Source organism: Allobosea sp., assembly GCF_036675845.1.
GTDB lineage: Bacteria > Pseudomonadota > Alphaproteobacteria > Rhizobiales > Beijerinckiaceae > Allobosea.
On sequence record NZ_JAKFED010000082.1, the window covers coordinates 1 to 24,791 of the forward strand.

Below are 24,791 nucleotides of genomic sequence, written 5' to 3' on the forward strand. Positions count from 1 at the left end.
GAGCCCGCGCGACCAGGCGAAGATCGAGGCGATCGAGTTGGTCGAGGTCTCCTTGCCCTTCTGGTGCTCGCGATAGTGGCGGGTCACCGTGCCGTGCGCGGCCTCGGCCTCGACGGTCTTGCCATCCGGCGTCATCAGCACCGAGGTCATCAGGCCGAGCGAGCCGAAGCCCTGCGCCACCGTGTCGGACTGCACGTCGCCATCATAGTTCTTGCAGGCCCAGACATAGCCGCCCGACCACTTCATCGCCGAGGCGACCATGTCGTCGATCAGGCGGTGCTCATAGGTGATGCCGAGCTTGTCGAACTGCGCCTTGAACTCGGCCTGGTAGATCTCCTCGAAGATATCCTTGAAGCGCCCGTCATAGGTCTTGAGGATGGTGTTCTTGGTCGAGAGATAGACCGGGTACTTGCGCAGCAGGCCGTAGTTCAGCGAGGCGCGGGCGAAGTCGCGGATCGAATCGTCGAGATTGTACATCGCCATGGCGACGCCGGCCTCGGGGGCCTTGAAGACCTCCTTCTCGATGACCTTGCCGTCCTCGCCGACGAACTTGATCGAGAGCGTGCCCTTGCCGGGGAACTTGAAGTCGGTCGCGCGGTACTGGTCGCCATAGGCGTGGCGGCCGATGACGATCGGCTGGGTCCAGCCCGGCACCAGGCGCGGCACGTTCTTGCAGATGATCGGCTCGCGGAAGATCACGCCGCCGAGGATGTTGCGGATCGTGCCGTTCGGCGACTTCCACATCTGCTTCAGGTTGAATTCCTTCACGCGCGCCTCGTCGGGCGTGATCGTGGCGCACTTCACCGCGACACCGTGCTTCTTGGTGGCGTTGGCGGCATCGATCGTGACCTGGTCGTCGGTCTTGTCGCGGTTCTCGACGGAGAGGTCGTAATAGTCGAGCTCGAGATCGAGATAGGGGAAGATCAGCGTGTCCTTGATCTTCTGCCAGATGATGCGGGTCATCTCGTCGCCGTCCATGTCGACGACGGGATTGGCGACCTTGATCTTGCTCATGTGAATACGACCCCTGCTTCTGGCCAGTCTGGAACGGTCCCGAACTGCGGCTTGAGGCGCCGCAGCAGGCTCGCGCGCTTCCTAGCGGGTTAAGGCCGCAGGGGGAAGCCGGCCTTTTGGGCAGGAGGCCGGGCCGCAGCCAAGCTTCTTCCGCAAACCGGCCTGGCGGCAAAGCGCTTCCTGCCATGCGGCCGGCGATCTAGTTTGCGGGCATGACAAACGCCTCGACCCGACTCGCCCTCGTCACCGGCGGCACCCGTGGCATCGGCGCCGGCGCCGCCCTCGCCCTCGCCCAGGCCGGCTACCAGGTGCTCGCCACCGGCCTCACCGACGAGGAGGTCGCCGCCACGCCGGCCCATATCGCCATCCGCCATGCCCGGCTCGACGTTACGAAGGACGATCAGGTCGCCGCCATCGTCGCCGGCTGCGAACGCATCGACGCGCTGGTCAACTGCGCCGGCATGATCCAGCGCGGCGGCAAGGAATTCGAGATCGAGGCCTTCCGCCTGACGCTCGAGGTCAACCTCACCGGCAGCATGCGGATGTGCGTGGCGGCCAAAGAGAAGCTCGCGGCGAACCAGGGCGCCATCGTCAACACCGCCTCGATGCTGACCTTCCACGGCTCGCCCTTCGCCCCGGGCTACGCGGCCTCGAAGGGCGGCGTCGGGCAACTCACCAAGTCGCTCGCCGCCGCCTGGGCCGCCGACGGCATCAGGGTGAACGCGGTCGCGCCCGGCTGGATCGCCACCGAGCTGACAAGGCCGCTGGTCGAGGACGCAGAGCGCTCGGCGCCGATCCTGGCGCGCACGCCGATGAACCGCTGGGGCGAGCCGGCCGATATCGGCGGCGCCATCGTCTTCCTGCTCTCGGACGCGGCGCGTTTCGTCACGGGCACGATCCTGCCGGTCGATGGCGGCTATCTCGCGATCTGAGACCCGGCCGCCGCGTCGCGGGGAAACGTCATGCGATCAACGACATGGCCTGCATTCCGGATTCGGCCTAGGAAGTGCCTGAATCGAAAGCTCAACACGGGAGAGACGCCATGAACAAGGTCAGCCCGACCCCGGTCGCCGCCTCGGAGGCCGAACGCTGGACGCCCTACCGCCATCCGCAGCCGAAGGAATCACCGCCGGAGCTGGTGATCCCCAACGTCATTCCAGAGGATGAGCGTGTCTGGGTGCCGGTCGACGACAATGTCTGGTTCCGCCCGCTCTGCTTCTCGGCGACGCGCGGCTACTGGATGAACCTGCTCAAGGTCCGGCGTGCCGGCGTGCTCTCGCGCCACCGCCATCCCCAGCCGGTGCATGGCTATGTGCTGAAGGGCAAGTGGCGCTATCTCGAGCATGACTGGGTCGCGACCGAAGGCGCCTATGTCTACGAGGCACCCGGCGAGACCCATACCCTCGTGGTCGATCCCGATGTCGAGGAGATGATCACCATGTTCCAGGTCAATGGCGCGATGATCTATGTCGACCCGGACGGCAAATGCCTCGGCTATGACGACGTCTTCACCCGCATCGACAAATGCCGGGCGCACTATGCCGGCAACGGCCTCGGTGCGGACTATGTGGACCAGTTCATCCGCTGAAGCGGCGAAGGGCCGTCATGCTCGGACTTGATCCGAGCATCTCCTTCCGGAGATTCTCGGGTCGCCGCTGCTCGGCGCCCGAGAATGACGCCGCATCTTCCTCGAAGACGAAAAATTCAGCGCCCGAGCTTGGCGAGTTCGACCGCGGCGCGCAGCTCGATATGCGCCAGCACCTCGTCGAGGCGCGGATCGTCGGTCGTCTCGCGGCGCGCCGACAGCATCGTCTTGAGGCGCTCCAGCTCGGCGATCTGGACCCGGCCGGAGAGCAGCGCCGCCTTCAGCCGGTCGAGACCGTCGAGCAGGTCGTGGCCGCGGCGCGCCTGACGGCGGCGGCGCTCCTGCCCGTCCTCCTCCGCCTGCACCAGCAGCAGGCCGTCGAGCGCGCCCGCATGACTCACCGTCGAAGATTGCGTGCTCGCCGCGCTCTCGCGTCCCGGCAGGCTGAAACTCGTGCCGCTCGCGGCCTTGCCGCGGCTCGCCGCGCCGGTCGGGGTGATGCCTGCGCGCTGGTCGATGCGGATCATGGCACTCTCGGGATCGGTTCGAATTGGCGGTCCATTGCCGCCCGACCCTGCCTCCTTCTTGCCGGCGGCATGGTTAACGAGCGGTAAACGACCCGGCAGGAATTGCCGCGCCCGGCAGGTTTGGGCAGGTCGGCATCCGGAACCCGATCAGGCCGGATATCCTTAAACTTCTGATTAAGAACGGTTTTTGCTTTTTTCCGATCTGGCACGGGGTTCGCAAGGCGTTTGCCGCCTGAAGATTTCCCTGACCCGGTGGCTGCATGTTCGCCCTTCTCCCGATCCGCCATCTGCTGACGCCGGCCGCAGCCCTGCTGCTGCTCGCCGGCGCCGCATGGGCGGCGGACCTGGCGCCGCGGCCGGGACCGGGGCCGGCGCGCACCCTGGGTGGCGGCGGGGCCGCGGCGAACGTCGCTAGCGCCTCCTTCGGCGGCACCCATGGCACCTCTCCCGGCACCGGCGGGGCGCTTTCGCGCATCAAGGACCTCGCCACGATCGAAGGCGTCCGGTCCAACCAGATCCTCGGCTACGGCATCGTCGTCGGCCTCAACGGCACCGGCGACACGCTGAACAACGCCCCCTTCACCAAGCAATCGCTGCAGGCGATGCTGGAGCGGCTCGGCGTCAACACCCGCGGCGCCAATATGCGCACCGCCAACGTCGCCGCGGTGATGGTGACGGCGAACCTGCCGCCCTTCGCCACCCAGGGGACGCGGGTCGACATCACCGTCTCGGCACTCGGCGACTCCAAGTCGCTGCAGGGCGGCACCCTGCTGGCGACGCCGCTGCTCGGTGCCGATGGCGAGGTCTATGCCGTCTCGCAGGGGCCGGTCGCGATCTCCGGATTCTCGGCCGAGGCGGAGGCCGCCAAGATCACCCGCGGCGTGCCGACGGTCGGCCGTATCGCCAATGGCGGCATCGTCGAGCGCGAGATCGACTTCGCCCTGAACAAGCTCAAGACTCTGCGGCTGTCGCTGCGCAACCCCGACCTCACCACCGCCCGGCGCGTCGCGGCCGCGATCAACGATTTCATCGGCGGCGATTCCGCCGAGCCGACCGATCCCTCGACGATCGTGCTGCAGATCCCGCCGCGCTTCCAGGGCAACATGATCCGCCTGCTCACCGATATCGAGCAGCTCCGCGTCGAGCCCGACCAGGGCGCCCGGGTCGTGATCGACGAGCGCTCGGGCATCATCGTCATGGGCCGGGACGTGCGCGTCTCCACCGTCGCCATCGCCCAGGGCAATCTGACCGTGACGATCTCCGAGGAGCCGCAGGTCAGCCAGCCCAACGAGTTCGCCAACGGCCGCACCGTCGTCGTGCCGCGCAGCAGCGTCAAGGTCGACACCGAGGGCGGCAACAAGCTCGCCCTGGTCAAGGAGAGCGTCACCCTGCGCGAACTGGTCGACGGCCTCAATGCGCTGGGCATCGGCCCACGCGACCTGATCTCCATCCTGCAAGCCATCAAGACAGCCGGCGCGCTGCAAGCCGAAATCGAGGTGATGTAATGAGTGCCCTCGCCATTCCCGCCGCCAAGCTCGCGCTCGGCGCCGCCGCCAGCCTCGCCAACGGCATCGCCGGCGCCTTCGACGCCGCCAAGGCGGCCAAGGCCAAGAAGGCGGCCGACGAGTTCGAGACGGTCTTCCTCGAGAACTTCACCAAGAGCATCATGGACTCCAGCGAGACCGAGGGTCCGCTCGGCGAGAACGGCACCGGCGGCGGCATCTATCGCTCGATGCTGACCCAGGAATATGCGCGCAACCTGCAGAAGGCCGGCGGGCTCGGACTGTCCGACGACATTCTGCGCAACCTGATCGAGGTCCAGGCCAAGGCCTCGGGCAGCAGCGCCGAGGCGGGCAGCAAGGCCGGAGGCGGCAATGCTGGCTAGGCCGCGCGTCATCGACGAGCGCCCGCGTGTCGGAACCGCCATCGAGGCCGAAGGATTGATCGAGGCGGTGATCGAGGCGCTGGGCTCGCTGTCGCATGTCGTCGGCGAGGAGACTGCGCTGATCAAGGCCGGCAGGCTCAAGGACGCGATGGAGCGCGAGCCGCGCAAATCCGAGCTCGCGGGCATCTATATGAAGGGCGTCGAGCAGATCAAGCTGAACGCCGTGGCGCTGGCCCGCTTCGTCCCGGAGAAGGTCAAGCGCCTGAAGGCGGCACATCTCGCCTTCCAGGATCTGATCGAGACCAATCAGGCGGTCCTGGCGACGGCGCGGGCGGTGTCGGAATCGATCGTCCGGGATCTCGCCGCCGATGCCAACCGGCCGGCCAGGGCGGCGGGCTACGGCCCGGCGGCGACGGTCGGAGCCGGCGTCTTCGCGCGGCCGAATGCGGGGCCGATGGTGATCTCGAAGAGCCTGTAGGGCCTGATCCGCCTCTGCGCGAATGACCCCACTCGGAAAATCCTTAACCAGAAGCGGCCCTTAGCAGCCAATCCTTCACAGTTTACCAACTTCCCTAACGGCAGATTCAACTTTTCCCGCCATGCTGCTCATCTTGAAATGAGTCCGTCTCATGCAAGAGGAGTCCAGAATGGATTTCGGCGGAGCACCCAGGACGTTCGCCACCGGCGCCGTGCAGGCGACGGTGCGGACCGACATCTCGATCCGGCCCGGCAGTACGCCGGTCGAGCTTCCGGCTGAGAAGACCGTCCAGTCCGCGGCGGCGGGCGCGGCCGTCCGGCTCGACATCCGCGCCCGTGCCGACGAGCGGCGCCAGGAGCAGGCCCGGCATCGGCAGAACCTGGACGCCGCCATCGACCGCAAGCGCCTCGATGCCGCCTATCGTCAGCAGCAATTGCGCGAGGTCATCGACCGCAGGCTGGTGATCGACCCGAAGACCCGCACCATCGTGCTCGAGAAGACGAACCGCGACACCGGCGAGACCGTCGAGCAGTTGCCCGACGAGACCATGCTCAAGCTGCGCGCCCTGTCGCGCGACCTGATCGAGCGCGAGCGTGCCGCCGCCGACGCCGCCGCCTCGCACGCGGTCGAACGCACGGCCTGAGCGACGACGGGCCTGAACGACAACGCCCGGCACTGCCACTTGGTGCGACCACCTCTCGCCCGCCGCCCTCGCCGCAAGGCCGGGGCGGCGGGCGACAGCGTTTCGGACCCTGCCCTTGCCGCCGCGGGGCGCCGGCACGGTCTCCTTTCAGGAACGGTTAACCACGTCGCGGTTCCGCCCCATTCGCCGGCAATTCGCCCAGCCGAGTTTACCGCTTGTTACGAGATGGCGGCCGATGGTCCTCGGGTCCTGGCCAGAACGGCCCGGGCGCCAGAAGGCATCATACCAGAAGGGTATTCTACGATGGCCACCATCTCTCTCTCTGCCGGCGTGCGCAGCGCGCTGACCTCGCTCTCCCAGACCAACGCCGCTTCGCAGCAGGGTCAGTTCCGTCTTGCCACCGGCAAGAAGGTCAACTCGGCCGTCGACAACCCCGTCAACTTCTTCACCTCCGCGGGCCTGAACGACCGTGCCGGCCAGCTCACCGGCCTGCTCGACGGCATCTCCAACGGCGTCCAGACGATCCAGGCGGCTTCGCAGGGCATCGACTCCGCCGTCAAGCTGGTCGAATCGCTGCAGTCGACCGTCAAGCAGGCCCAGGCCGACGCCGCCGCCAACCGCCCCAACAAGGTCGGTACCGCCGACGTGCTGGCCAACGCGACGGAAGTCACCGACACCGGCGGCAAGAGCCGCAAGGACATCGCCCTCGACAAGCGCCTCGGCGAGGCCGGCGCTGCCGCCCGCGCCGGCGCTTCCGACGCCGGTCACCTGATCGACACCACCACCACCACCGACCTCGCCCTGACGGTTTCTGCCGGCTCGACGAGCTATACTGTCGATCTTGCGGCCACCGCCACGGTCCGTGACCTCGTCAACGAGATCAACAAGTCCGGCATCGCCACCGCCTCGGTCGACGATTCCGGCCGCCTGAACGTCACCGGCGCCGGTTCGGACACGCTGCGCGTCGGCCTCGGCGCCGGCGCCGGTGCCGCCGCTGCCCGCACCAACGCCTCCAGCGCCACCAACCAGAACGCCCTCATCGGCCTCGCTGCCGCCGACGGCGACACTGCCGGCGCCGGCATCGTCTCGGCCGGCGGCAACTCGACCGTCCGCTCCAACCTGATCAAGCAGTTCAACGACCTGCGCACGCAGATCAACGAGCTTGCCAAGGATGCGAGCTTCAACGGCAAGAACCTGCTCAACGGCGACAAGCTCTCGATCACCTTCAACGAGAAGACCGGTTCGCAGCAGTCGAAGCTGGACGTCCAGGGCTCGGTCCTGAACTCGGCCAATCTCGGCGTGCTCGAAGCGACGAGCGCGACCGCGGTGACCGGTACGTTCAACATCCAGAGCGACACCGACCTTGCCGCGGTGGGCGATGCCCTGACCGGCGCGCTCGGCTCGCTGCGCTCGACGGCCTCCTCGCTGGGCTCCAGCCTGTCGATCGTCCAGGCGCGCCAGGACTTCACCAAGAACCTGGTGAACACCCTGACGCAGGGCGCCGACAACCTGGTGCTGGCCGACAACAACGAGGAAGGCGCCAAGCTGCTCGCTCTGCAGACCCGCCAGCAGCTGTCGCAGACGGCGCTGACGCTGGCCTCGCAGGCCGACCAGGCCGTGCTGCGCCTGTTCTGATCCTTCGGTCCCGCAGGAGCGGGCCAGCCCACAGAAGTGGGACGAAGACATGAGGCGGCGGAGCGCGAGCTCCGCCGCCTTTTTCTGCGCTTTGGCCATGGCGGGGCGCACCCCTCGCCCGTTAACCGGTTGTTAGCCTTAACGAAGGATTATTCGCCCAGACCAAACCGCATGAGCGCCGAATCGCGCATCCAGGGGACCGAAGATGGCGAATACGATTCTCACGAGCGGCGTCAGAGCGAACCTTCTGACCCTGCAGCAGACCACCGCCGAGCAGGGGGTGATCCAGAACCGTCTCGCCACCGGCAAGCGCGTCAACTCCGCCATCGACAATCCGGTCAACTTCTTCACCTCGCTCGGCCTGAATGACCGCGCCAACGAGCTCAAGGGCCTGCTCGACGGCATCTCCAACGGTATCCAGACCATCACCGCCGCCTCACAGGGCATCGATTCGATCACCAAGCTGGTGCAGTCGCTGCAGTCGACGATCAAGCAGGCGCAGGCCGACGCCGCCGCCAACCGCCCCAACAAGGTCGGTACCGCCGACGTGCTGGCCAACGCGACGGAAGTCGCCGACACCGGCGGCAAGAGCCGCAAGGACATCGCCCTCGACAAGCGCCTCGGCGAGGGTGCCGCTGCCGCCCGCGCCACGGCGACCGATACCGGCCACCTGATCGACACCACCACCAACACCAACATGGCCCTGACCGTCTCGGCCGGCTCGACGACCTATACCGTCGACCTCGCCGCCACCGCGACGGTCCGCGACCTCGTCAACGAGATCAACAAGTCGGGCATCGCCACCGCGACGGTCGACGATTCCGGCCGCCTGAACGTCACCGGCGCCGGCTCGAACACCCTGCGCGTCGGCGTCGGCGCCGGCACCAGCGCCGCCAATGCCCGCATCAACGCCTCCAGCGCCACCAACCAGAACGCCCTGCTCGGCCTCGCTGCCGCCGACGGCGACACTGCCGGCGCCGGCATCGTCTCGGCCGGCGGCAACTCGACCGTCCGCTCCAACCTGATCAAGCAGTTCAACGACCTGCGCGACCAGATCGACAAGCTCGCCAAGGACGCCGGCTACAACGGCAAGAACCTGCTCGATGGCGACAAGCTCTCGATCATCTTCAACGAGAAGACCGGGGCCAACCAGTCGAAGCTCGACATCCAGGGCGAGACGCTTTCGGCCGCCAATCTCGGCGTGCTCACCGCCGTCAGCGGCACGGCGCTGACCGGCCAGTTCAACATCCAGGACGACACCGCCCTCAACACCGCCGCCGACACGCTGACCAGCGCGCTGACCTCGCTGCGCTCGATCTCCTCGACGCTCGGCTCGAACCTCTCGGTGGTGCAGACCCGCCAGGACTTCACCAAGAACCTGGTCAACACGCTGACCACCGGCGCCGACAATCTGGTGCTCGCCGACTCCAACGAGGAAGGCGCCAAGCTGCTCGCGCTCAACACCCGCCAGCAGCTCTCGCAGACGGCGCTGTCGCTGGCCTCGCAGGCCGACCAGGGCGTGCTGCGTCTCTTCGGCTGAGCCCGAAGGCACCGCCCTCCCCGCCCAGCCAGAAGGCAGCAAGACAATGGCTCTCAAGGTCGAGCTCAAGCCGAACGAGCGCATCATCATCGGCTCGGTCGTCATCCGCAACGACGAGCAGCGCACGCGCTTCTTCATCGAGGGCGACGCACCGATCCTGCGCGAGAAGGACATCCTCACCCCGGCAACCGCCGACAGCCCGGGCAAGAAAATCTACCTGGCCGTCCAGCTGATGTATCTGGCCGGCGACGCGACGCACCAGCACGAGGTCTATTTCCAGCTGGTGCGCGACTTCCTGCAGGCGGCGCCGAGCGCGCTGCCGCATGTTTCCGAGATCAATAACTGCATTTTAAGCTCCGAGCTCTACAAGGCTCTCAAGTCAGCAAAAAAGCTGATCGCTTACGAGGCGGAGCTCATCGAGAATGCAAAGCGGGTTTAATGCCTACGCCGCAGCGGCAAAGTCGGCGCAGAACACGGCCTCTCCTCGCGAACTCGAGGCTTCCCTGCTGCTGAAGGCCGGCGTCCGGCTGCAGGCCATCGTCGACGACTGGGCCGGCCGCTCGCGCGAGCTCGACGATGCGCTGACCTATAATCGCAAGCTCTGGACGCTGCTGGTCTCGGCCGTGATCGCCGAGGACAACCCGCTGCCGGTCGAGATCAAGCGCAACATCCTTTCGCTGGCGAACTTCATCTTCAACCACACCTTCCGGGTCGCCGCCAATCCGGGCCCGGCCGCCCTCACCGTGCTGGTCGACATCAACCGCGACATCGCCGCCGGGCTGCGCGGGCGCTGACCGCGCCGTCGGCTTTCGGCCCGAGTCGTACGCTGGGGACGTCCGCTTGCAGGCACTTGTCCACTGCAAGCGTCGCCGGCGACCTGCCGGCCGTCAGTCGCGCGATATGGACAGCCCCGCGAGAAGCGGAGCGTACGCGGCGAGCCTGCGGGATACGAACTCAGTGAAGAGCCGCACGCGCTTCGTCTTGCGTGTCTCCCCCTGCGTGAGAAGCCAGAGCGTTCCATACATGCGCAGGTCGGTGCCCGGCACCCTCACCAGGAGGGGGTCGGCATCTCCGACGAAGCACGGCAGTGTCGTGATCCCGAGCCCTTGCCGTGCTGCAACGATCTGCGCCTCGGCGTCCGGGGTCCTGAACGGAACCCCCGTGGTACGAACCTCACCCTCGCGGGCCCAATCCGGGATTCCATGAGTGTTTATGACGATCCGCCGGATGGGATCAGGTGCGCCCGCACGCCATGCGGCCAGACGATCGCAGGACATGTAGACGCCGCCGAACAGCTCCGGTCCCATCTGGCCGTGAAGATTGAGCGGCAGGGTCTTGCGGTCAGAGACGATGCGGATCGCGACGTCGGCCTCTCGGTTGGTCAGATTTGCCACCTCGCCGGACGACAGGATTTCCATCTCGATGTCCGGATGCATACGCACGAAATCGGCGAAGTCCGGCATGAGCAGGTGTGTCGCAAGGAACGGTGGCAGCGTCACCCGCAGAAGCCCGCGTGCGCTCTGGTCGCGCCCGAAGACGCGCGTCTCCAGTAAGTGTGACGACGCTTCCATCTGGTCCGCGAACTCGAGGACCTCCTCGCCGGCAGCCGTCAGGCGGTAGCCCGAAGGCAGCTTTTCGAACATGTGCACCCCGAGGCGTTCCTCGAGCTGGGCGATGCGTCGCAGCACAGTCGAGTGGTTCACACCGAGGCGCTCGGCGGCAGCCCGCACCGAGCCTCTGCGCGCGACGGCAAGAAAGTAGCGAACGTCATCCCAGTCGATCATGGTGCAATTCCGCACCGCGGGGTGCGCCTTCCAAAGCCCGTATCCAACGCAGCGAACATCCTCTCGAATGTGGATAACACGGGCGAGCGATCACTGCCTATGCCGACAAGCATGGCCCAATTCCGAACGGCGGGCCCCGATCGCGGCTGGCGTTAGTCGTCCAGCCGGATCGATTTTGCACCACTGATCTGCGCGCTTCCGCACTCAATACCTGATGCCGGCAGACCTATCTCGAGGCTCTCGGGGACCTCCCCGAACGATCAAAGGCGGAGCCTGAAAGGAGAAGTCATGGGAAAGCTTGAGGGTAAGGTTGCAGTCATCACGGGTGGATCGAGCGGCATGGCGCTGGCGAGCGCCAAGCGGTTCGTCGAAGAAGGCGCCTACGTTTTCATCACGGGCCGGAGGCAGGAGGCGCTCGATGAGGCCGTCAAGCTGATCGGCCGGAACGTGACCGGCGTGCGCAGCGACGCATCCAATCTCGATGATCTCGACCGTCTGTTCGACACGGTGAAGCGAGAAAAGGGCAAGATCGACGTCCTGTATGCGAGCGCCGGCACGGGCGAAGCCGTCCCACTGGGCGAGATTACCGAGCAGCATTTCGACGCGACCTTCGGCCTGAATACGCGCGGCACGCTGTTTACGGTCCAGAAGGCGCTGCCGCTGTTCAAAGATGGCGGATCGATCTTCATGACCGGGTCAGTTGCTTCGATCAAAGGCTTTCCTGGTTACAGCGTGTATGCGGCGAGCAAGGCGGCGCTGCACGCGTTCGCACGCGGGTGGCTCAACGAACTCAAGGGCAGGAATATCCGGGTGAACGTGCTGCACCCGGGGCCGATCGCCACACCGATGCAGGACCAAGTTCTCACCGAGGAGGCGAAGCAGATGTTCGAATCCCTGATCCCGCGGGGAAAGATGGGTCGTCCTGAGGAAATTGCAGCGGTCGCGCTGTTTCTTGCTTCAGACGATTCGAGCTTCGTGAATGGGTTGGAGTTGTCTGTCGACGGCGGCTTCTCGGCCATCTGAATTCGCGCCGGGTCGCCGAAGGTGGCTGATCGGCGGGAACTGCATGTCCATGGTGGAACGACTTCCGTGCTGAGGATCGGCCCGGCCGCGCGGAAGTCGTTCACGAGGGGACGTCTACGCAAAGGTCGCCACACAACAGTACGGATAACCCAGCGCCGTTGAAGCCCGGGAATTATACCAACACGGATCGGAGAAGTATTATGAGCTATGCGATTGTAGGATTCGGTAAGATAGGCCAGGCCCTCGCCCAAGCCTTCGCCCGTAAAAACATCGACGTGACCGTCGCGAGCCGCCGGCCGCCCGAGGCGTTGGCGCCGCAGGCTCGGGCGATCGGACCCACGGTCGTCGCCAAGTCGCTGCGGGAAGCACTCGAGGCCGACACGATCATCTTGGCAATTCCGTTCTGGGAGCACCGCGAGGTCGCGAAGGCTCTGTCGAGCTGGGAAGGCAAGACAGTCATCGACGCGACGAACGCGTTTGGAGTTCTCCGTGAAGAGCTGGACGATCTCCCATCCTCCGCCTTCGTCGCGAAGGCGTTCACCGGCGCCAAGCTCGTAAAGGGTTTCAATCACCTGATTGCGGCCACCCTGGCTGCCGATCCGGTCGTCGAGGGCGGCCACCGGGTCGTCTTTCTGGCGAGCGACGACGAGGACGCGACCGCTCCCGTGGCGGCCTTGGCCAAACAACTCGGGTTCGCACCCGTCAAGCTAGGAAAGCTCGACGAGGGTGGCGCGCTGGTGCACGCACGCGGCCGCACTTGGGGCCAGCTCATCTTCCAGGATTTGTTCAAGAAGGAGCAGTAACGGATTTACTGTTCCGCTGTCAGAGGTACTGCTTGACCCGGCCCGTCCATGAGAGTCCACGCAGGCTAAGTCATAATCCGAGGCCGGAAGTGACGAGGGCTTCGACGTCGCCTTTCCCACCCGTTGCTGACATTCACTGCGCCGCGTGCCCTGGCTCCTACCGCCCACTAGAGAGGGCGCTCGGTGCGATCCCGGGCGGCCTTATGCAGTTCCGGTGGACGGCCGCCAGCGCAGCGCGGGGTGACTGCGCCTGACCCGCGCTACAGATAATTCGTCAGGCTGAGCTTGGAGAGGATCGAGGTGGTCTGGTAGCTCGCCTGCAGCTGGTTCTGCAGGGCGAGAAGCTGCACCGCGACCTCCTCGGTGGTGACGTTCTCGACGCCGTCGAGCGTCGTTGTCAGGTAGTTCTTGGTGCTGGTGTGGCGCTCCTTGGCCTGCGCCAGCGCCGTCTGCGCCGTGCCGAACTCGACGATGATCTCCGACGGGTTCTGCACGCCGGGCGGGAAGCCCAGCGCATTGCGCGCCCGCTCGGTCAGCGCCTCGTAGCGCGCCTCGGAATTGGCGTCGCTCGCCGGGAAGGTCTCGACCGCCAGCACCGCGAACTGCGCCAGGCCGGTGCGGAAGGCCTCCTCATTGGCGCGCGCGCCTGTCGCGACGAGCTGGCTCTGATCGGCCTGGACGCTGGAAGTAGCGCGCGCCGGCCCGGCCGCGTCGTCGCCCTGATACCAGATCACCGTATTCGCCGCGGTGCCCGGCGCCGGCGGCGCGGTCGCGGTGTCGAAGGGCGGGCCCGGCACCCGCAGCGGCGGATTGCTCGGGCTGCCGTTGAAGAAGTCCTTGCCCGCGACCTGGGCCGATGCGGCGGAAAGCGTCGTGTTCGCCTCGCGCGACAGCGCAGCGCTGATCGTCGCGCGCAGGTTGGCCGCGGTGGTGTTGTTGTCCGGGCCGATGACGAAGCTGCCATGCGCCGTGCCGTCGGTCGCCTCGGCTCGCGCCTTCAGCGTGATCTCCTCCTGCGTGCCGTCCGGCAGGTCGAGCTTGATGGTCAAAGTCTCGCCCGGCAGCGGCGTGCCGACGACATTGACCGCGATGTCGGCCGGCGGGCCGGCGGTGTAGTTCACCGTCAGGGCGGCCGAATTGGTCGCGCCGCCGCTGAGCTTGAAGCCATAGGGCGGGTCGCCCGCCTCCTCCGCGATCGTCGCCGAGGCGCCGGCGCCGGCCGCGGTCAGCCGGCCGAGGCCGGTGGTGCCGAGATCGGCCTGCCGGCGCTCGGCGATCATCTGCTTCAGCCCGGCCTGGCCGGCCCCGTCGCCATCCATCATCAGCGAGTAGCTGACCACGGGCTCGACATCGGCGGTGCGGCCGGAGAACAGGTAGCGGCCGTTGACATTGGTGTTGAGCAGATCGAGCGTCTGCTTGAACTTCTCCTCGGCCAGCACCTGCGGGGCGGAGCGGCCGGTCGAGCTCGGCAGATAGCTGCCGGCGCGCGTGTCGCTCACCGTTTCGCGGGTCAGCTTGGCGAAGTTCTCGACGGCCTGCGAGGCCAGCTTCAGGTTGACGTCGGCGCGCTGGATCCCGGTCAGCCAGGAATCCAGCGTCGAGAGCCGGTTGTTCAGGTCGAGGCTGGTGCTGCGCTCCATGCCGAGGCCGGCATAGGTCTCGCTCTTCTTCTTGGTCGCGAGCTGGCGCTGCAGGTCGTCGAGCTGCGAGCGGCTGGCGACGAACTGGTTCGGCTTGGCGGAACGATAGGCGCCCGTGCCGGTGGCGGTGATGGTCATGGCGTGACCTCCTTAGATTCTCAGCAGCACGTCGAGCAGCTCCTTGACGGTGGAGATGACGCGCGCATTGGCGGCATAGGCCGTCTGGAGCTCGATCAGGGTCGACATCTCCTGGTCGACATTGACCTGTGAATCCTCGAGGAAGCGGCTCTGCACCGCGGCGAGCGCCACCTGCTGGCCCTCGTCGAGGCGCTGGGCGGCGGCGCTGGCCTGGCCCTGGCCCGCGACGACGCGCTGCACGAAGGTCGAGATCGTCGCCGAGGAGGTCGCGCCCGAGCCGTCGAAGCCGGTGGCGCTGGTGAAGCTGCGCTGGCTCGAGGTCAGCCGGTCGAGCAGGAATTGCGGGCGGGTGGCGTCGCCCTGCGGCGTCGCCGGGCTGGTGTTGTAGACCACCAGCCGCGAGCGATCGGTCAGCAGGTCCGGATTGACGGTGATGCGCGAGGCATAGCCAATCGACTGCGCCCCGCCTTCGAAGGAGCCGGTATAGGCCGCGTTGTTGCGCCCGGCATCGACGAAGAAGGGCAGTTCGGCGCTGCCGCCGGTCAGCGAATTCTGGGTCGGGCGGGCAGTCAGCCCGACGACGTCGCGGGTCGCGCCGGCGCCGTCGTCGACGATGCGCAGCACCGAGCCGGTGTTCGAGACGGTGAAGCCGGGGCCGACCGCCGCCTGCATCTGCGCCGCGACCGAAGCCGGGCCGCCGGAGAAGTCGATGCCGATGACGCGGTTGTTGGCGTCGCCCTGGGCCGAGGCCGGCAGCGGCAGCGAAGCAGCTGAATCGACGCGCACGAAGGTGAAGCGCTGGGCCTGCCCGCCGGGCGTGACCTTGTAGTCGAGCGTCACCGAATTGCCGGCCTGGAGACCGGCAAGGTCGACGTCGAAGCCGGTCGCGGCCGCGGCTGTGACCGCCGTGCCGGCGATCTCGCGATCGGAAAGCGCGCTGGAGAGCTGTGCGGCGATCTCGTCGAGCTGCGCCTGCGCCTGCACCAGCGTCTTGTCGCGCAGCTCGATCAGCGCGCCGATCTCGCCGGAGCGGAAGGTGTTGTTGGCGATGGCGTCGAAGCCGTTGCCGGAAAGGTCCTTGGCCAGGATCGTGCCGACGCCGCGCTGGGCCGGGTTCGCGCTCCACTGCGCTCCCGGGCCGATCGAGCTGCGCTGGTCGAACTCGAACTTGACGGTGGGGCGACCGTCGAAGAGCTGCGTCCCGGAAGCGGCGACGATGCTGATCGAGCCGTTCGGCTGCTCGCTCGTGCGGATCTCGACATATTGCGAGAGCTCCGAGACGATCCGGTCGCGCTGGTCCTTGAGGTCCGCCGTTCCCGAGCTCGCCTCGCCGTTGACGATGCGGGCATTGACGTTGGTCAGCGATTCGAGCAGCTCGTTGACGCGCGTCACCGCATTGCCGATGCCCGCCTCGGCCTGGTTGCGCAGCGTCTGCACCCCCTCCGACAGCGAATGCAGCCGGTTCGCCAGCTGGCTCGCCGCATCGAGGACAGCGGTGCGGTTGGTATAGGAGGACGGGTCGTTCTGCAGCGCCTGCAGCGAGCTGGTGAAGGAGCTGAACATCGAGTCGAGCGCGGTCGCGCTGCCCGGCGCGCCATAGAGCCGGTCGAGCCCGGCGAAAGCCTCGGCGCGCGTCGCGGTATAGGCCGCGCCGGAAGTCTCCTGCCAGAGCTGGTGCTGGACGATGCGGTCGAGCAGGCGCTGGACGTTCGGGTTGCTGGCGCCGACGGTCCGCCCGGTGATCGAATCGACATTCGAGACCGAGCGCCGGATATAGCCGGCCGTGCCGGCATTGGCGACGTTCTGCGAAATGACGCCGATGCCGACCTGCGTGCCGCGCAGGCCGGAAATGGCGGTGCCGAGAGCGGTTCCGAGCCCCATCGTCAACTCCTGTCGTCTTGCCCCGGCCCTTCTGGACCGTCAGGCCCGTGCTGCCCGGAAGTCCTCAGCGGATGATGCTGAAGACGTCGCGCAGCATCTCCTGCGCCGTGGTGATCACCTTGGTGTTGGCCGAATAGGCCTGCTGGGTGACGATCATCTTCGAGAACTCGTCGGCGATGTCGGTATTGGACTGCTCGACATTGCCGCCGATCATCGCCGAGGTGCCGAGCCCGACGATCGCCGAGCCGGATTCGATGGTTTCCTCGAAGGCGCCGCCGTCGAGCCGCTTCAGCGCGTTGCCGGCGTTGAAGCGCGCCACCGAAATCTGCGCCAGCGCCACGACCTGGCCGTTGCTGAACGTGCCGATCACCTGGCCCTCGCCGGAGACCGAGACCCGGTCGAGCGTGCCGGCGGTGTAGCCGTTCTGGCGGATGCTGCGGGCGTCGATCAGGCCGCCGACATCGCCGTTCTGGGTCAGGCCGTTGCCGCCGGTGGTCAGGTTGATGCCGGAAATGGCGGTGCCGCCGATGGTCATCGCCGGGATCGGGATGTTGCCGCCGGCCGGCGCCGTCATCTGGCCGTTCGAATCGAAGGTGATGGCGACGTTGGCGTTGCGATAGGCGACGGTCGCGCCGGTCGCGCCGGTGTTCTCGGCGACGAACAGGTTCCAGGTATCGGTGCCGCCGCCACTGGTGTTGTCGACCTTGGCCCAGCGCAGCTCGACGCTCGTCGCCTTGCCGAGCGAATCATAGACGGTGACGGAGCCGCCGGGGATCGACTGCCTCAGGAAGTTGCTCAGGTCGCTGCCGACGACCGTGCCCGTGCCGCCGGCGGCGGTGGTGCGCGGATCGGCGCCCGGATAGTCGGCCGGCGCCTGCAGCAGCTCGGAGTCGGGGACCGTGCTGTCCGCCTCGGTCGTCTTGGGGTAGGCCGGGATATTGGCGCGGTATTCGATCTCGGTCGTCGCCTTGGCCGGAAACTGTTCCTTGGTGATGCGCAGCACCTCGGGCTGGGTGCCGATCACCTGCCCGGTGACCTGGTCGATCTTCTGGCCCTTGAGGTAGTAGCCGGCGCCGTTGACGAGATAGCCGTCGGCGTCGAAATCGAAGTCGCCGCGGCGCGTATAGAGGTTGCTGTTGGAGAACTGCGTGTTGGCGCCAACGCCGCTCTGGCGCTGGTCGACGACGAAGAAGCCATCGCCGTTGATCGCGACATTGGTGTCGATGCGCGTCGCCGACAGGTCGCCCTGCGTCGTGTTGGTGGCGCGGCTGTAGGAGGCGACCGAGCCGGAGATCTGGCGGTTCAGCGCCGAATCCGGCACGAGGTCGGAGAAGCTGGTATCGACCCGCTTGAAGCCGGCGGTGCGGGAGTTCGCGATGTTGCCGGAAATATTCTCGAGGGCGTAGGACTGGGCCTGCAGGCCCGAAACCGCCGTCGTCAGAGCACTGAAAACACCCATCGCAACCTCACCTGGCAATCCGACCTGGACGGCGCCCCCCACGGGCGGCATGTCGAAGCGAGGGCTGCACTGCACGCGCCATGCCACGGTCATGCCTGAGCTAATTCAAGAGCTTAGATGGTTTCCGAAGCGTTTCCGGCGGGTTTGACCGGGCAGATTCGGGCGCCGGCCGGCAAAATCTGCCGGGGCTGTAACGGTCGGCTGCGCAGGAAAGGCAGCGCGGACCCATGCTGCTTTCGCTCGGAAACTCTCCGTCATCCCGGACAAGCGGCGCAGCCGCGCCGCTCCGGGATCCATCGTATGGCTCGGCGCCCTAGGATGGATCCCGGGTCTGCGCTGCGCTTGCCCGGGATGACGGCGTGGTTCCGCATGTAAACGGCAGGGTGCTATCCGTCCTTGCCGCCGCCCCAGCCCGAAAGGTCGCCCGCCACATCCGACAGGCCGGGCGGCTGCGCCTCGACGAAGGGCAGCGGCCGGCAGACCGCGATGGCGGCGAGCCCGATGCGCGCCGTCAGCAAGCCATTGAGCACGCCCTCGCCGAGCTTGGCCGAGAGCCTGGCCGCCAGCCCCTGGCCGAGCACCTGCTGGATCACGGCGTCGCCCGCCGCGATGCCGCCGGTGACGACGAGATGGCCGAGCACCTGCCGCGCCAGCCTGAGCAGGCCGAGCGCGCCCGGCCGGCCGGCATAGACGCTGGCGACAGCACGCAGCAGCCGCGCACAGGCGACCAGCACGAAGACGACGTCGATCAGCGCCCGCGGGCTCACCGCCGTGACCAGCGAGACCCGCCGCGCCGCCTGCGCCACCTGCGCCTGGGCGAGCGCGTCGAGCGGCGCCATCAGGCTGCGCTCGGCGACGGTGAGCAGGTCGCGGGCCGCCAGCAGTTGCGGGGTATGAGCCGCAAGCTCGGCCCGGCCCTTCGCCGTTTCCGGCCGCCCGGCATAGAGCCGCTCGAGATCCGCGGCGACCGCGCGCGCCTTGGCGAGGTCGCTTTCCGCCAGCGCGGCGACGGCGCGCTCGCGCAACGCCTCGATCCGGCGTTCGCGCAGGATGTCGCGCAGCACCCGGGCGAGCATCACGAGCAGCGCCAGCGCCGCCACGGCGGCACAGGCGAGCGCCGCAAGCCCGATGGCGGGGTTCTGGTTCAGGAGCGCCATGATCGTCCGCTCGGCCCAGACCCCGACCGACAGCGCCAGCAGGCCGGAAAGCCCGGCGACGAACAGGCTGCCCCAGCTGAACCGCCTCCGGCGCGGCGCCGGCGCGGCAAGCGTGGCCTCCGGCTCGATCGGCTCCAGCTCCGGCATGATCGCGACATCGCCACCGGCGAAGACCCGCTCGGACGCGTCGGATGCCGACCCCGGCGGGTCGAGGCGGATGGCTCGTGGCGCCTTGCTCACCCTTGCCCTCCCCTCATGCCAGCCTGTCGCCGATCAGGAATTCGAGCGCGCGGTCGAGGCGGATCTGCGGCGGCGGCGCAAGCCGGCCGCCGGCATCGGGCTTGACCAGCGGCGGCCGGAAGCGCGGCGCGCGCACCTGCCAGCGCGGCGTCTCCGGGTCGAAGATCGCCTCGGGCCGCTGCGGCAGCTCGCCCGGAAAGATCGCGGCCTCGGTCTTTCCGTCGAAAACCTCGCCGTCGACGACTTCCCCGGCCTCGGGCACGCCGGCGATCGCCGGCAGCTCGTCGCGCCCCTCGCGGATGCGGACCTCGCGGGTAGCGCGGATCGCGGCGAAGGCCATCGCCTCGACCTTGGCGCCGGCGCCTTGCGCCTTGCCGGCAGCGCGCGCCACCAGATGCGACATCACATTGGCGAGCCGGTCATGGCTGGTGTGGTGGATATGGTCGGCCTTGGTCGCGGCGAAGAGCACGCGCTCGATGCGCGGCGCGAACAGGCTGGAAAGCCAGGAATTGCGGCCGACCGCGAAGGCGGAAAGCGCCTGGCCGAGCGCCGTCTCGAGATCGGCGAGCGCGGCCGGCCCGGCATCGAGTGCGGCGAGCGCATCGACGAGCACGATCTGCCGGTCGAGCCTGGCGAAATGCTCGCGGAAGAACGGCGTCACCACGAGCCGCTTATAGGCCTCGAAGCGCTCCGCCATCAGCCCGGCGAGCGTACCCGGCGCCGGCATGACGCCGGGCGCAAGCTCGAGCGGCGCGAAGGTCAGCGCCGGCGAGCCGTCGAGATCGCCCGGCATCAGGAAGCGCCCGGGCGGCGTCACCGCGACCGCCTCGGGATCGGCCCTGAGCGCGGCGAGATAGGCCTTGAAGCGCTCGCTCGCCGCCTCCGCCGCCATCTCGTCGACCGGCCCGGCCGGATCGCGCGTCTTCAGGTCTTCGAGCCAGGGCGCTGCGACGGCGAGTCGGTGGGATTTTCGCGCGTCGGTGATCGCCTGCGCCGACCAGCCGGCATAATCCTGCCCGATCAGAGCGAGGTCGAGCAGCCATTCGCCGGGATAGTCGACGATGTCGAGCGTCAGCGTCGCCGGTCCCCTGAACCAGCCCTGCGCCCGCTCATAGTCGATCTCCAGCCGCAGCTCGGAGATCCGCCGCGTCGAATCCGGCCAGCGCCGGTCCGGCCCCGACAGAGCGGCGCGATGCGCCTCATAGGGAAAGCGCGGCACATCCGCGTCGGGTTGCGGCGCCAGCCGGACGCGGGCGATGCGACCCTCGGCGGCAGCCTTCAGCACCGGCAGCCGCGCACCTTCGACCAGGTTCTGGATCAGCGCCGTGGTGAAGACGGTCTTGCCCGAGCGCGACAGACCGGTGACGCCGATGCGCAAGCGCGGCCGCGCCAGTCCGAGCAGGCTGTCGCCGAAGGCCAGCGCCGCATCGCGCGCGCCGTCGAGATAGGAGGGCGACGCCATCAGGTCGGCCGCATTATTCGTCGGGCCCCTCGCCCAGCGAGGCGGGCGTGACGAAACGGTCGAGCCGGCCGGAACGGGGGACAAGGTCGCGCCAGTCCTCGATGTCGAAATCGAGCACGGCCAGCCCGCAGGTCGGGTATTTCTGCGTCATGCGGGCCGCGGCATAGCGGTCGCCATGGCTCGCGAGCCTGGTGGCGAGCTCCTCGAAGCCGGGATTGTGGCCGATCATCAGCAAGGTCCGGACGGTGGGCTCGACCTCCTGCACCACCTTGAGCAGGCGCTCCGACGGCGACTCGTAGATGCGCGGCTCGAAATGCGTGCCGGGCTTCTCGGGCAACATCGGCCGCACCAGCTCCCAGGTCTCGGCCGTGCGCTTCGCCGGCGAGATCAGCACGAGATCGGGGAACAGCAGCTCCTCGGCGAGATAGCGCCCCATCACCGGGGCTGCCTCGCGTCCGCGCACGGCGAGCGGCCGGTCGCGGTCGACGGTATTGGCGGGCCAGCTCGACTTGGCATGGCGCAGAAGCATCAGGCGGCGCATGGCCGCCATCTAACCATGCCTGCCGGGATTTGCGAGAGCTATGCGCCGGCAGCGGTGCGCGGCTGGCGCACGGCCGCGACGAGCAGCCCGACGAGCTGCTGCGAATAGAGCTTCAGCAGGCGCTCGCGCCCACCGGGTTGCGCCTCGAACGGCGCGAGCTGCCCGTCGATCAGCATTGTCGAGAAGCCGTGTGTCAGCGACCAGACGAAGAGGATGGTTCCCAGGTCGGCATCCTCGGCAAAGCTCGAAGGCAGTCGCGTCGGCGGATCCTCCGTCTCCTGCCGGCCGAGCGCCAGCTTGGTCTCCCGCACCAGGATGCCGAAGGCGCGAATGCCGGCCAGCCGCAGGGCCTCATCCTCCCGCTTCAGGCCGAGCCGCCCGAAGACGACGCGAAACCGTCCCGGCCGCTCCAGCGCAACGGTCAGATAGGCTTCGGCGATCGCGGCGAGCCGGTCGCCGCCGGTGCGGGCCGCCTCCGTGACGGCAGCTTCCATCGCATTCGAGAGGTCTTCGAAGCCCAGCGCCGCCACGGCCGTCAGCAGCCCGACCAGATTGCCGAAATGATGTGCCGGCGCCGCCGGCGAAACCCCGGCCCGGCGCGCGCATTCGCGTAAGGTGAAGCCGTCGACGCCCTTCTCGGCCAGCACCGCCTCGGCCGCGTCGATCATCGCCTGGCGCAGATCGCCGTGGTGATAGCCGCCGCGCCCGGCCCCGCTCTTTGCAGTATCCTTGGCCGGCCCCTTGGCCAGGTCCTTCGCCAAGCCCTTTGCCAGATCCTTTACCCTGCCCTTTGCCACGTCCGTTCCCCCGCCCCGCGCCACCTTCCGTCCCTCCATACCCCTGCTGCGCGGCCCGCGCTTCGCCAGACCTCTTGCGCTTCGCCAGGCCCTTCGCGCCACGGCAAGCCCTTCATGTCACGGCGAGCCCTCCGTGCCACGCACCTCATCTTGACACCGTCCAAATCAAACTTGACGCCGTTAAGATAACGCAATAGGTCAAGGCGGCAACTTAACAGCGTAAAGATCGGAGGTTGCAATGCCGGGCTTTCTCGACGACGTCTTCACGTTCGACGACGCCTTCACGCTCGCCGGCCGCCTCGCCATCATTGGCTGGCTGGCTCTGATCCTGCTGCCGCGCTGGCGCGGCGTCTCGGCTGCGCTCGCCGGCTGGATCATTCCCGCCCTGCTCTCGCTCGTCTATCTCGTGCTGATCGCCGTGTTCTGGCACGACGCGGAAGGCGGCTTCGCCTCGCTCGACGCCGTCGCCAGCCTGTTCGCCTCGAAACCGCTGCTGCTCGCGGGCTGGGTGCACTACCTCGCCTTCGACCTGTTCCTCGGCAACTGGATCCTGCGCCGCTCGCAGGAAGCCGCCCTGCCCCATTGGCTGATGGTGCCGATCCTGTTCTTGACCTTCCTGTTCGGCCCGGCCGGCTATCTCGCCTTCCTACTGCTGCGCGCCAGCGTCCTGCTCGGCCGCGACGACCGGATCGCCCGCTTCCAGGCGAAATTGCCGGCCTGGCTGCGCGACCTCGAATTCGAGCCGCGGCTGACGGCGGCCGGTTTCGCCATGCTCGCTTTGGCGCTGCCGACCCTGCTCGCCGCTGCCCTCGACCCGCGCCTGTTCCAGGGCGTCAATGTCTGGGTGAAGCCGCTGAAATTCGAGCTCTCGACTGCCTTCTACCTGCTGACTCTGGCGCTCTTCGTGCCGCTGACCAGCGAGCGCTTCCGCGCCAGTTTCGCCGGCCGCTACCTGATCTGGCCGGTGATCGCGCCGATCGTGCTCGAGGTGCTCTACATCGCCTGGCGGGCCTCGCGGGCGCAAGCGTCCCACTACAATCGCGACAACTGGCTCGGCCAGGCGCTATACAACGCCATGGGCGTCGGCGCGGTGATGTTCACGCTGGCCGCCGGCGTCCTGGCCTATGGCATCGCCCGGCGCGATGCCGCCCCTCTCCCGCCGGTGCTGCGCCTGTCGCTGGTCATCGGCCTGGCGCTTACCTGCGTGCTCGGCCTGCTGAGCGGATTCGTGCTCGCCAACAACCTGAGCGGCCATTTCGTCGGCACGCCGCCCGCGCTGCATCCGACGATCCCGCTCTTCGGCTGGTCGCTGGCGATCGGCGACCTGCGCCTCGCCCATTTCCTCAGCCTGCACGCGCTGCAGATCGTCCCGGCCTTCGGGCTCGTCCTCTGGCTCGCGATGCGCGAAACGCGGGCAGGACTGATTGCGCTCGGAACCTTCTCGGCCGCCTATCTCGGCTTCACCGCGGTCGCCCTGCTGGCGGCGCTGAACGCCAGGCCGCTATTGGGGCTCGGTTGAGCAATGGTCCATCGCCCGCCGGCTCGTCATTCCGGACAAGCCGCGCAGCGGCGCAGATCCGGAATCCATCGTAGAGCACCGGAGCCCTAGGATGGATTCTAAGCGTTCCGCGGAGTTTATCCTTGGGCCGACCGAAGGTCGGACCCGAGGGCTCCAGCCGGAATGACAACTAACGAATGCGAACGCTCAGCGGCTCTCCCGCCGCACCATGAAGGCGAGCTTCTCGAACAGCGAGACGTCCTGCTCGTTCTTCAGCAGGGCGCCGTGCAGGGGCGGGATCAGCTTGCGCGGATCGCGCTCGCGCAGCACCTCGGGCCCGATATCCTCGGCGACCAGCAGCTTCAGCCAGTCGAGCAGTTCGGAGGTCGAGGGCTTCTTCTTGATGCCCGGCACCTCGCGCACCTCGAAGAACAGCCGCAGCGCCTCCTCCATCAGCCGCTTCTTGATGCCCGGGAAATGCACCTCGACGATCGCCTGCATGGTCTCGGTGTCCGGGAAGCGGATATAGTGGAAGAAGCAGCGGCGCAGGAAGGCGTCCGGCAGCTCCTTCTCATTGTTGGAGGTGATGATCATCACCGGGCGTTGCGCGGCGCGGATGGTCTCGCCGGTCTCGTAGACATGGAACTCCATGCGGTCGAGCTCGAGCAGCAGGTCGTTGGGGAACTCGATATCGGCCTTGTCGATCTCGTCGATCAGCAGCACCGGCCGCTGCGGCGCGACGAACGCCTCCCAGAGCTTGCCGCGCTTGATGTAGTTGGCGATCTCGGAGACGCGGGCATCGCCGAGCTGGCTGTCGCGCAGGCGGCTGACCGCATCGTATTCGTAGAGCCCCTGCTGTGCCTTGGTCGTCGATTTGACGTGCCAGGTGATCAAAGGCGCACCGAGCGCCGAAGCGATCTCCTCGGCCAGGACCGTCTTGCCGGTACCCGGCTCGCCCTTCACCAGCAACGGCCGCTCCAGGCGGATGGCGGCATTGACGGCGACGGTGAGGTCTTCGGTGGCGACATAGGAGGCGGTGCCGGTAAAGCGCATGCGGAACC

General features: G+C 67.6%; 24 protein-coding genes. 13 read left to right on the forward strand and 11 right to left on the reverse strand.

The features are described from left to right. Nucleotides 1-1,014: NADP-dependent isocitrate dehydrogenase (locus V6M56_RS09045; RefSeq protein WP_332683026.1), on the reverse strand; the 1,014-nt coding region annotated here is incomplete at its 3' end. Nucleotides 1,015-1,226: 212 nt separating this feature from the next. Between V6M56_RS09045 and V6M56_RS09050 the strand changes: the two genes are divergently transcribed. Both V6M56_RS09050 and V6M56_RS09055 read left to right on the forward strand, forming a co-directional pair. After that, nucleotides 1,227-1,946: an SDR family NAD(P)-dependent oxidoreductase gene (locus V6M56_RS09050; protein ID WP_332683028.1), complete on the forward strand. Its 720-nt coding sequence runs from the start codon at nucleotides 1,227-1,229 to the stop codon at nucleotides 1,944-1,946. Between the two features lie 110 nt (nucleotides 1,947-2,056). Continuing rightward, the gene (locus V6M56_RS09055; RefSeq protein ID WP_332683029.1) at nucleotides 2,057-2,602 is read left to right on the forward strand and encodes a 2,4'-dihydroxyacetophenone dioxygenase family protein; all 546 of its coding nucleotides are present in this window, start codon (nucleotides 2,057-2,059) and stop codon (nucleotides 2,600-2,602) included. A gap of 116 nt (nucleotides 2,603-2,718) precedes the next feature. On the opposite strand, the gene V6M56_RS09060 is transcribed toward V6M56_RS09055, so the two are convergent. After that, nucleotides 2,719-3,126, reverse strand: a complete 408-nt coding sequence (locus V6M56_RS09060) for a flagellar assembly protein FliX (protein WP_332683031.1) — start codon at nucleotides 3,124-3,126, stop codon at nucleotides 2,719-2,721. 260 nt (nucleotides 3,127-3,386) lie between these two features. Between V6M56_RS09060 and V6M56_RS09065 the strand changes: the two genes are divergently transcribed. The 8 genes from V6M56_RS09065 (at nucleotide 3,387) to flaF (ending at nucleotide 10,101) form a co-directional block, all read left to right on the forward strand. Continuing rightward, nucleotides 3,387-4,631: a flagellar basal body P-ring protein FlgI gene (locus tag V6M56_RS09065; RefSeq protein ID WP_332683032.1), complete on the forward strand. Its 1,245-nt coding sequence runs from the start codon at nucleotides 3,387-3,389 to the stop codon at nucleotides 4,629-4,631. Continuing rightward, entirely contained in the window at nucleotides 4,631-5,011 is a 381-nt protein-coding gene (locus V6M56_RS09070; RefSeq protein ID WP_332683033.1) for a rod-binding protein, read from the forward strand. The genes V6M56_RS09065 and V6M56_RS09070 overlap by 1 nt, the downstream gene beginning before the upstream one ends. Further along, nucleotides 5,001-5,489, forward strand: coding sequence for a hypothetical protein (locus V6M56_RS09075; RefSeq protein ID WP_332683035.1), 489 nt, complete (start codon nucleotides 5,001-5,003; stop codon nucleotides 5,487-5,489). The genes V6M56_RS09070 and V6M56_RS09075 overlap by 11 nt, the downstream gene beginning before the upstream one ends. Nucleotides 5,490-5,658: 169 nt before the next feature. Then, nucleotides 5,659-6,132 carry a hypothetical protein gene (locus V6M56_RS09080; protein ID WP_332683036.1) on the forward strand — a complete coding sequence of 158 codons (474 nt, stop codon included), beginning with the start codon at nucleotides 5,659-5,661 and terminating at the stop codon, nucleotides 6,130-6,132. 303 nt (nucleotides 6,133-6,435) lie between these two features. Next, the gene (locus V6M56_RS09085) at nucleotides 6,436-7,767 is read left to right on the forward strand and encodes a flagellin N-terminal helical domain-containing protein (protein WP_332683038.1); all 1,332 of its coding nucleotides are present in this window, start codon (nucleotides 6,436-6,438) and stop codon (nucleotides 7,765-7,767) included. Nucleotides 7,768-7,972: 205 nt separating this feature from the next. Next, entirely contained in the window at nucleotides 7,973-9,307 is a 1,335-nt protein-coding gene (locus V6M56_RS09090; protein WP_332683040.1) for a flagellin N-terminal helical domain-containing protein, read from the forward strand. A gap of 46 nt (nucleotides 9,308-9,353) precedes the next feature. Next, nucleotides 9,354-9,746, forward strand: coding sequence for a flagellar biosynthesis repressor FlbT (flbT, locus tag V6M56_RS09095; protein WP_332683042.1), 393 nt, complete (start codon nucleotides 9,354-9,356; stop codon nucleotides 9,744-9,746). Further along, nucleotides 9,730-10,101 (forward strand): flagellar biosynthesis regulator FlaF, encoded by a 372-nt coding sequence (flaF, locus tag V6M56_RS09100; protein WP_332683044.1) that lies wholly within the window; start codon nucleotides 9,730-9,732, stop codon nucleotides 10,099-10,101. The genes flbT and flaF overlap by 17 nt, the downstream gene beginning before the upstream one ends. Nucleotides 10,102-10,194: 93 nt before the next feature. On the opposite strand, the gene V6M56_RS09105 is transcribed toward flaF, so the two are convergent. Next, the gene (locus V6M56_RS09105; RefSeq protein WP_332683046.1) at nucleotides 10,195-11,091 is read right to left on the reverse strand and encodes a LysR family transcriptional regulator; all 897 of its coding nucleotides are present in this window, start codon (nucleotides 11,089-11,091) and stop codon (nucleotides 10,195-10,197) included. A 288-nt stretch (nucleotides 11,092-11,379) separates the two neighbouring features. On the opposite strand from V6M56_RS09105, the gene V6M56_RS09110 reads away from it, so the two are divergent. Further along, complete coding sequence (locus V6M56_RS09110; protein WP_332683047.1) at nucleotides 11,380-12,114, forward strand: SDR family NAD(P)-dependent oxidoreductase; 735 nt, start codon at nucleotides 11,380-11,382, stop codon at nucleotides 12,112-12,114. 200 nt (nucleotides 12,115-12,314) lie between these two features. Beyond that, nucleotides 12,315-12,917: an NADPH-dependent F420 reductase gene (locus tag V6M56_RS09115; RefSeq protein WP_442881117.1), complete on the forward strand. Its 603-nt coding sequence runs from the start codon at nucleotides 12,315-12,317 to the stop codon at nucleotides 12,915-12,917. 260 nt (nucleotides 12,918-13,177) lie between these two features. Here the strand turns inward: V6M56_RS09115 and V6M56_RS09120 are convergent, their stop codons facing one another. The 7 genes from V6M56_RS09120 to V6M56_RS09150 form a co-directional block, all read right to left on the reverse strand. Then, the gene (locus tag V6M56_RS09120; RefSeq protein ID WP_332683048.1) at nucleotides 13,178-14,695 is read right to left on the reverse strand and encodes a flagellar biosynthesis protein FlgL; all 1,518 of its coding nucleotides are present in this window, start codon (nucleotides 14,693-14,695) and stop codon (nucleotides 13,178-13,180) included. A gap of 12 nt (nucleotides 14,696-14,707) precedes the next feature. Then, entirely contained in the window at nucleotides 14,708-16,576 is a 1,869-nt protein-coding gene (flgK, locus tag V6M56_RS09125) for a flagellar hook-associated protein FlgK (protein WP_332683049.1), read from the reverse strand. Nucleotides 16,577-16,640: 64 nt separating this feature from the next. Then, complete coding sequence (locus V6M56_RS09130; protein WP_332683051.1) at nucleotides 16,641-18,035, reverse strand: flagellar hook protein FlgE; 1,395 nt, start codon at nucleotides 18,033-18,035, stop codon at nucleotides 16,641-16,643. A 386-nt stretch (nucleotides 18,036-18,421) separates the two neighbouring features. Then, nucleotides 18,422-19,432 carry a YcjF family protein gene (locus V6M56_RS09135; protein ID WP_332683052.1) on the reverse strand — a complete coding sequence of 337 codons (1,011 nt, stop codon included), beginning with the start codon at nucleotides 19,430-19,432 and terminating at the stop codon, nucleotides 18,422-18,424. 13 nt (nucleotides 19,433-19,445) lie between these two features. Further along, nucleotides 19,446-20,894: a YcjX family GTP-binding protein gene (locus tag V6M56_RS09140; protein WP_332683054.1), complete on the reverse strand. Its 1,449-nt coding sequence runs from the start codon at nucleotides 20,892-20,894 to the stop codon at nucleotides 19,446-19,448. A 13-nt stretch (nucleotides 20,895-20,907) separates the two neighbouring features. Then, nucleotides 20,908-21,444 carry a SixA phosphatase family protein gene (locus tag V6M56_RS09145; RefSeq protein WP_332683056.1) on the reverse strand — a complete coding sequence of 179 codons (537 nt, stop codon included), beginning with the start codon at nucleotides 21,442-21,444 and terminating at the stop codon, nucleotides 20,908-20,910. Between the two features lie 29 nt (nucleotides 21,445-21,473). After that, nucleotides 21,474-22,196, reverse strand: a complete 723-nt coding sequence (locus V6M56_RS09150; RefSeq protein WP_332683058.1) for a TetR/AcrR family transcriptional regulator — start codon at nucleotides 22,194-22,196, stop codon at nucleotides 21,474-21,476. A 274-nt stretch (nucleotides 22,197-22,470) separates the two neighbouring features. Between V6M56_RS09150 and V6M56_RS09155 the strand changes: the two genes are divergently transcribed. Then, on the forward strand, nucleotides 22,471-23,751 hold the full coding sequence (locus V6M56_RS09155; protein WP_332683059.1) for an ABA4-like family protein: 1,281 nt from the start codon (nucleotides 22,471-22,473) through the stop codon (nucleotides 23,749-23,751). Nucleotides 23,752-23,937: 186 nt separating this feature from the next. Here the strand turns inward: V6M56_RS09155 and V6M56_RS09160 are convergent, their stop codons facing one another. Beyond that, the gene (locus tag V6M56_RS09160) at nucleotides 23,938-24,783 is read right to left on the reverse strand and encodes an AAA family ATPase (protein ID WP_332683061.1); all 846 of its coding nucleotides are present in this window, start codon (nucleotides 24,781-24,783) and stop codon (nucleotides 23,938-23,940) included. Between the last annotated feature and the right edge of the window lie 8 nt (nucleotides 24,784-24,791).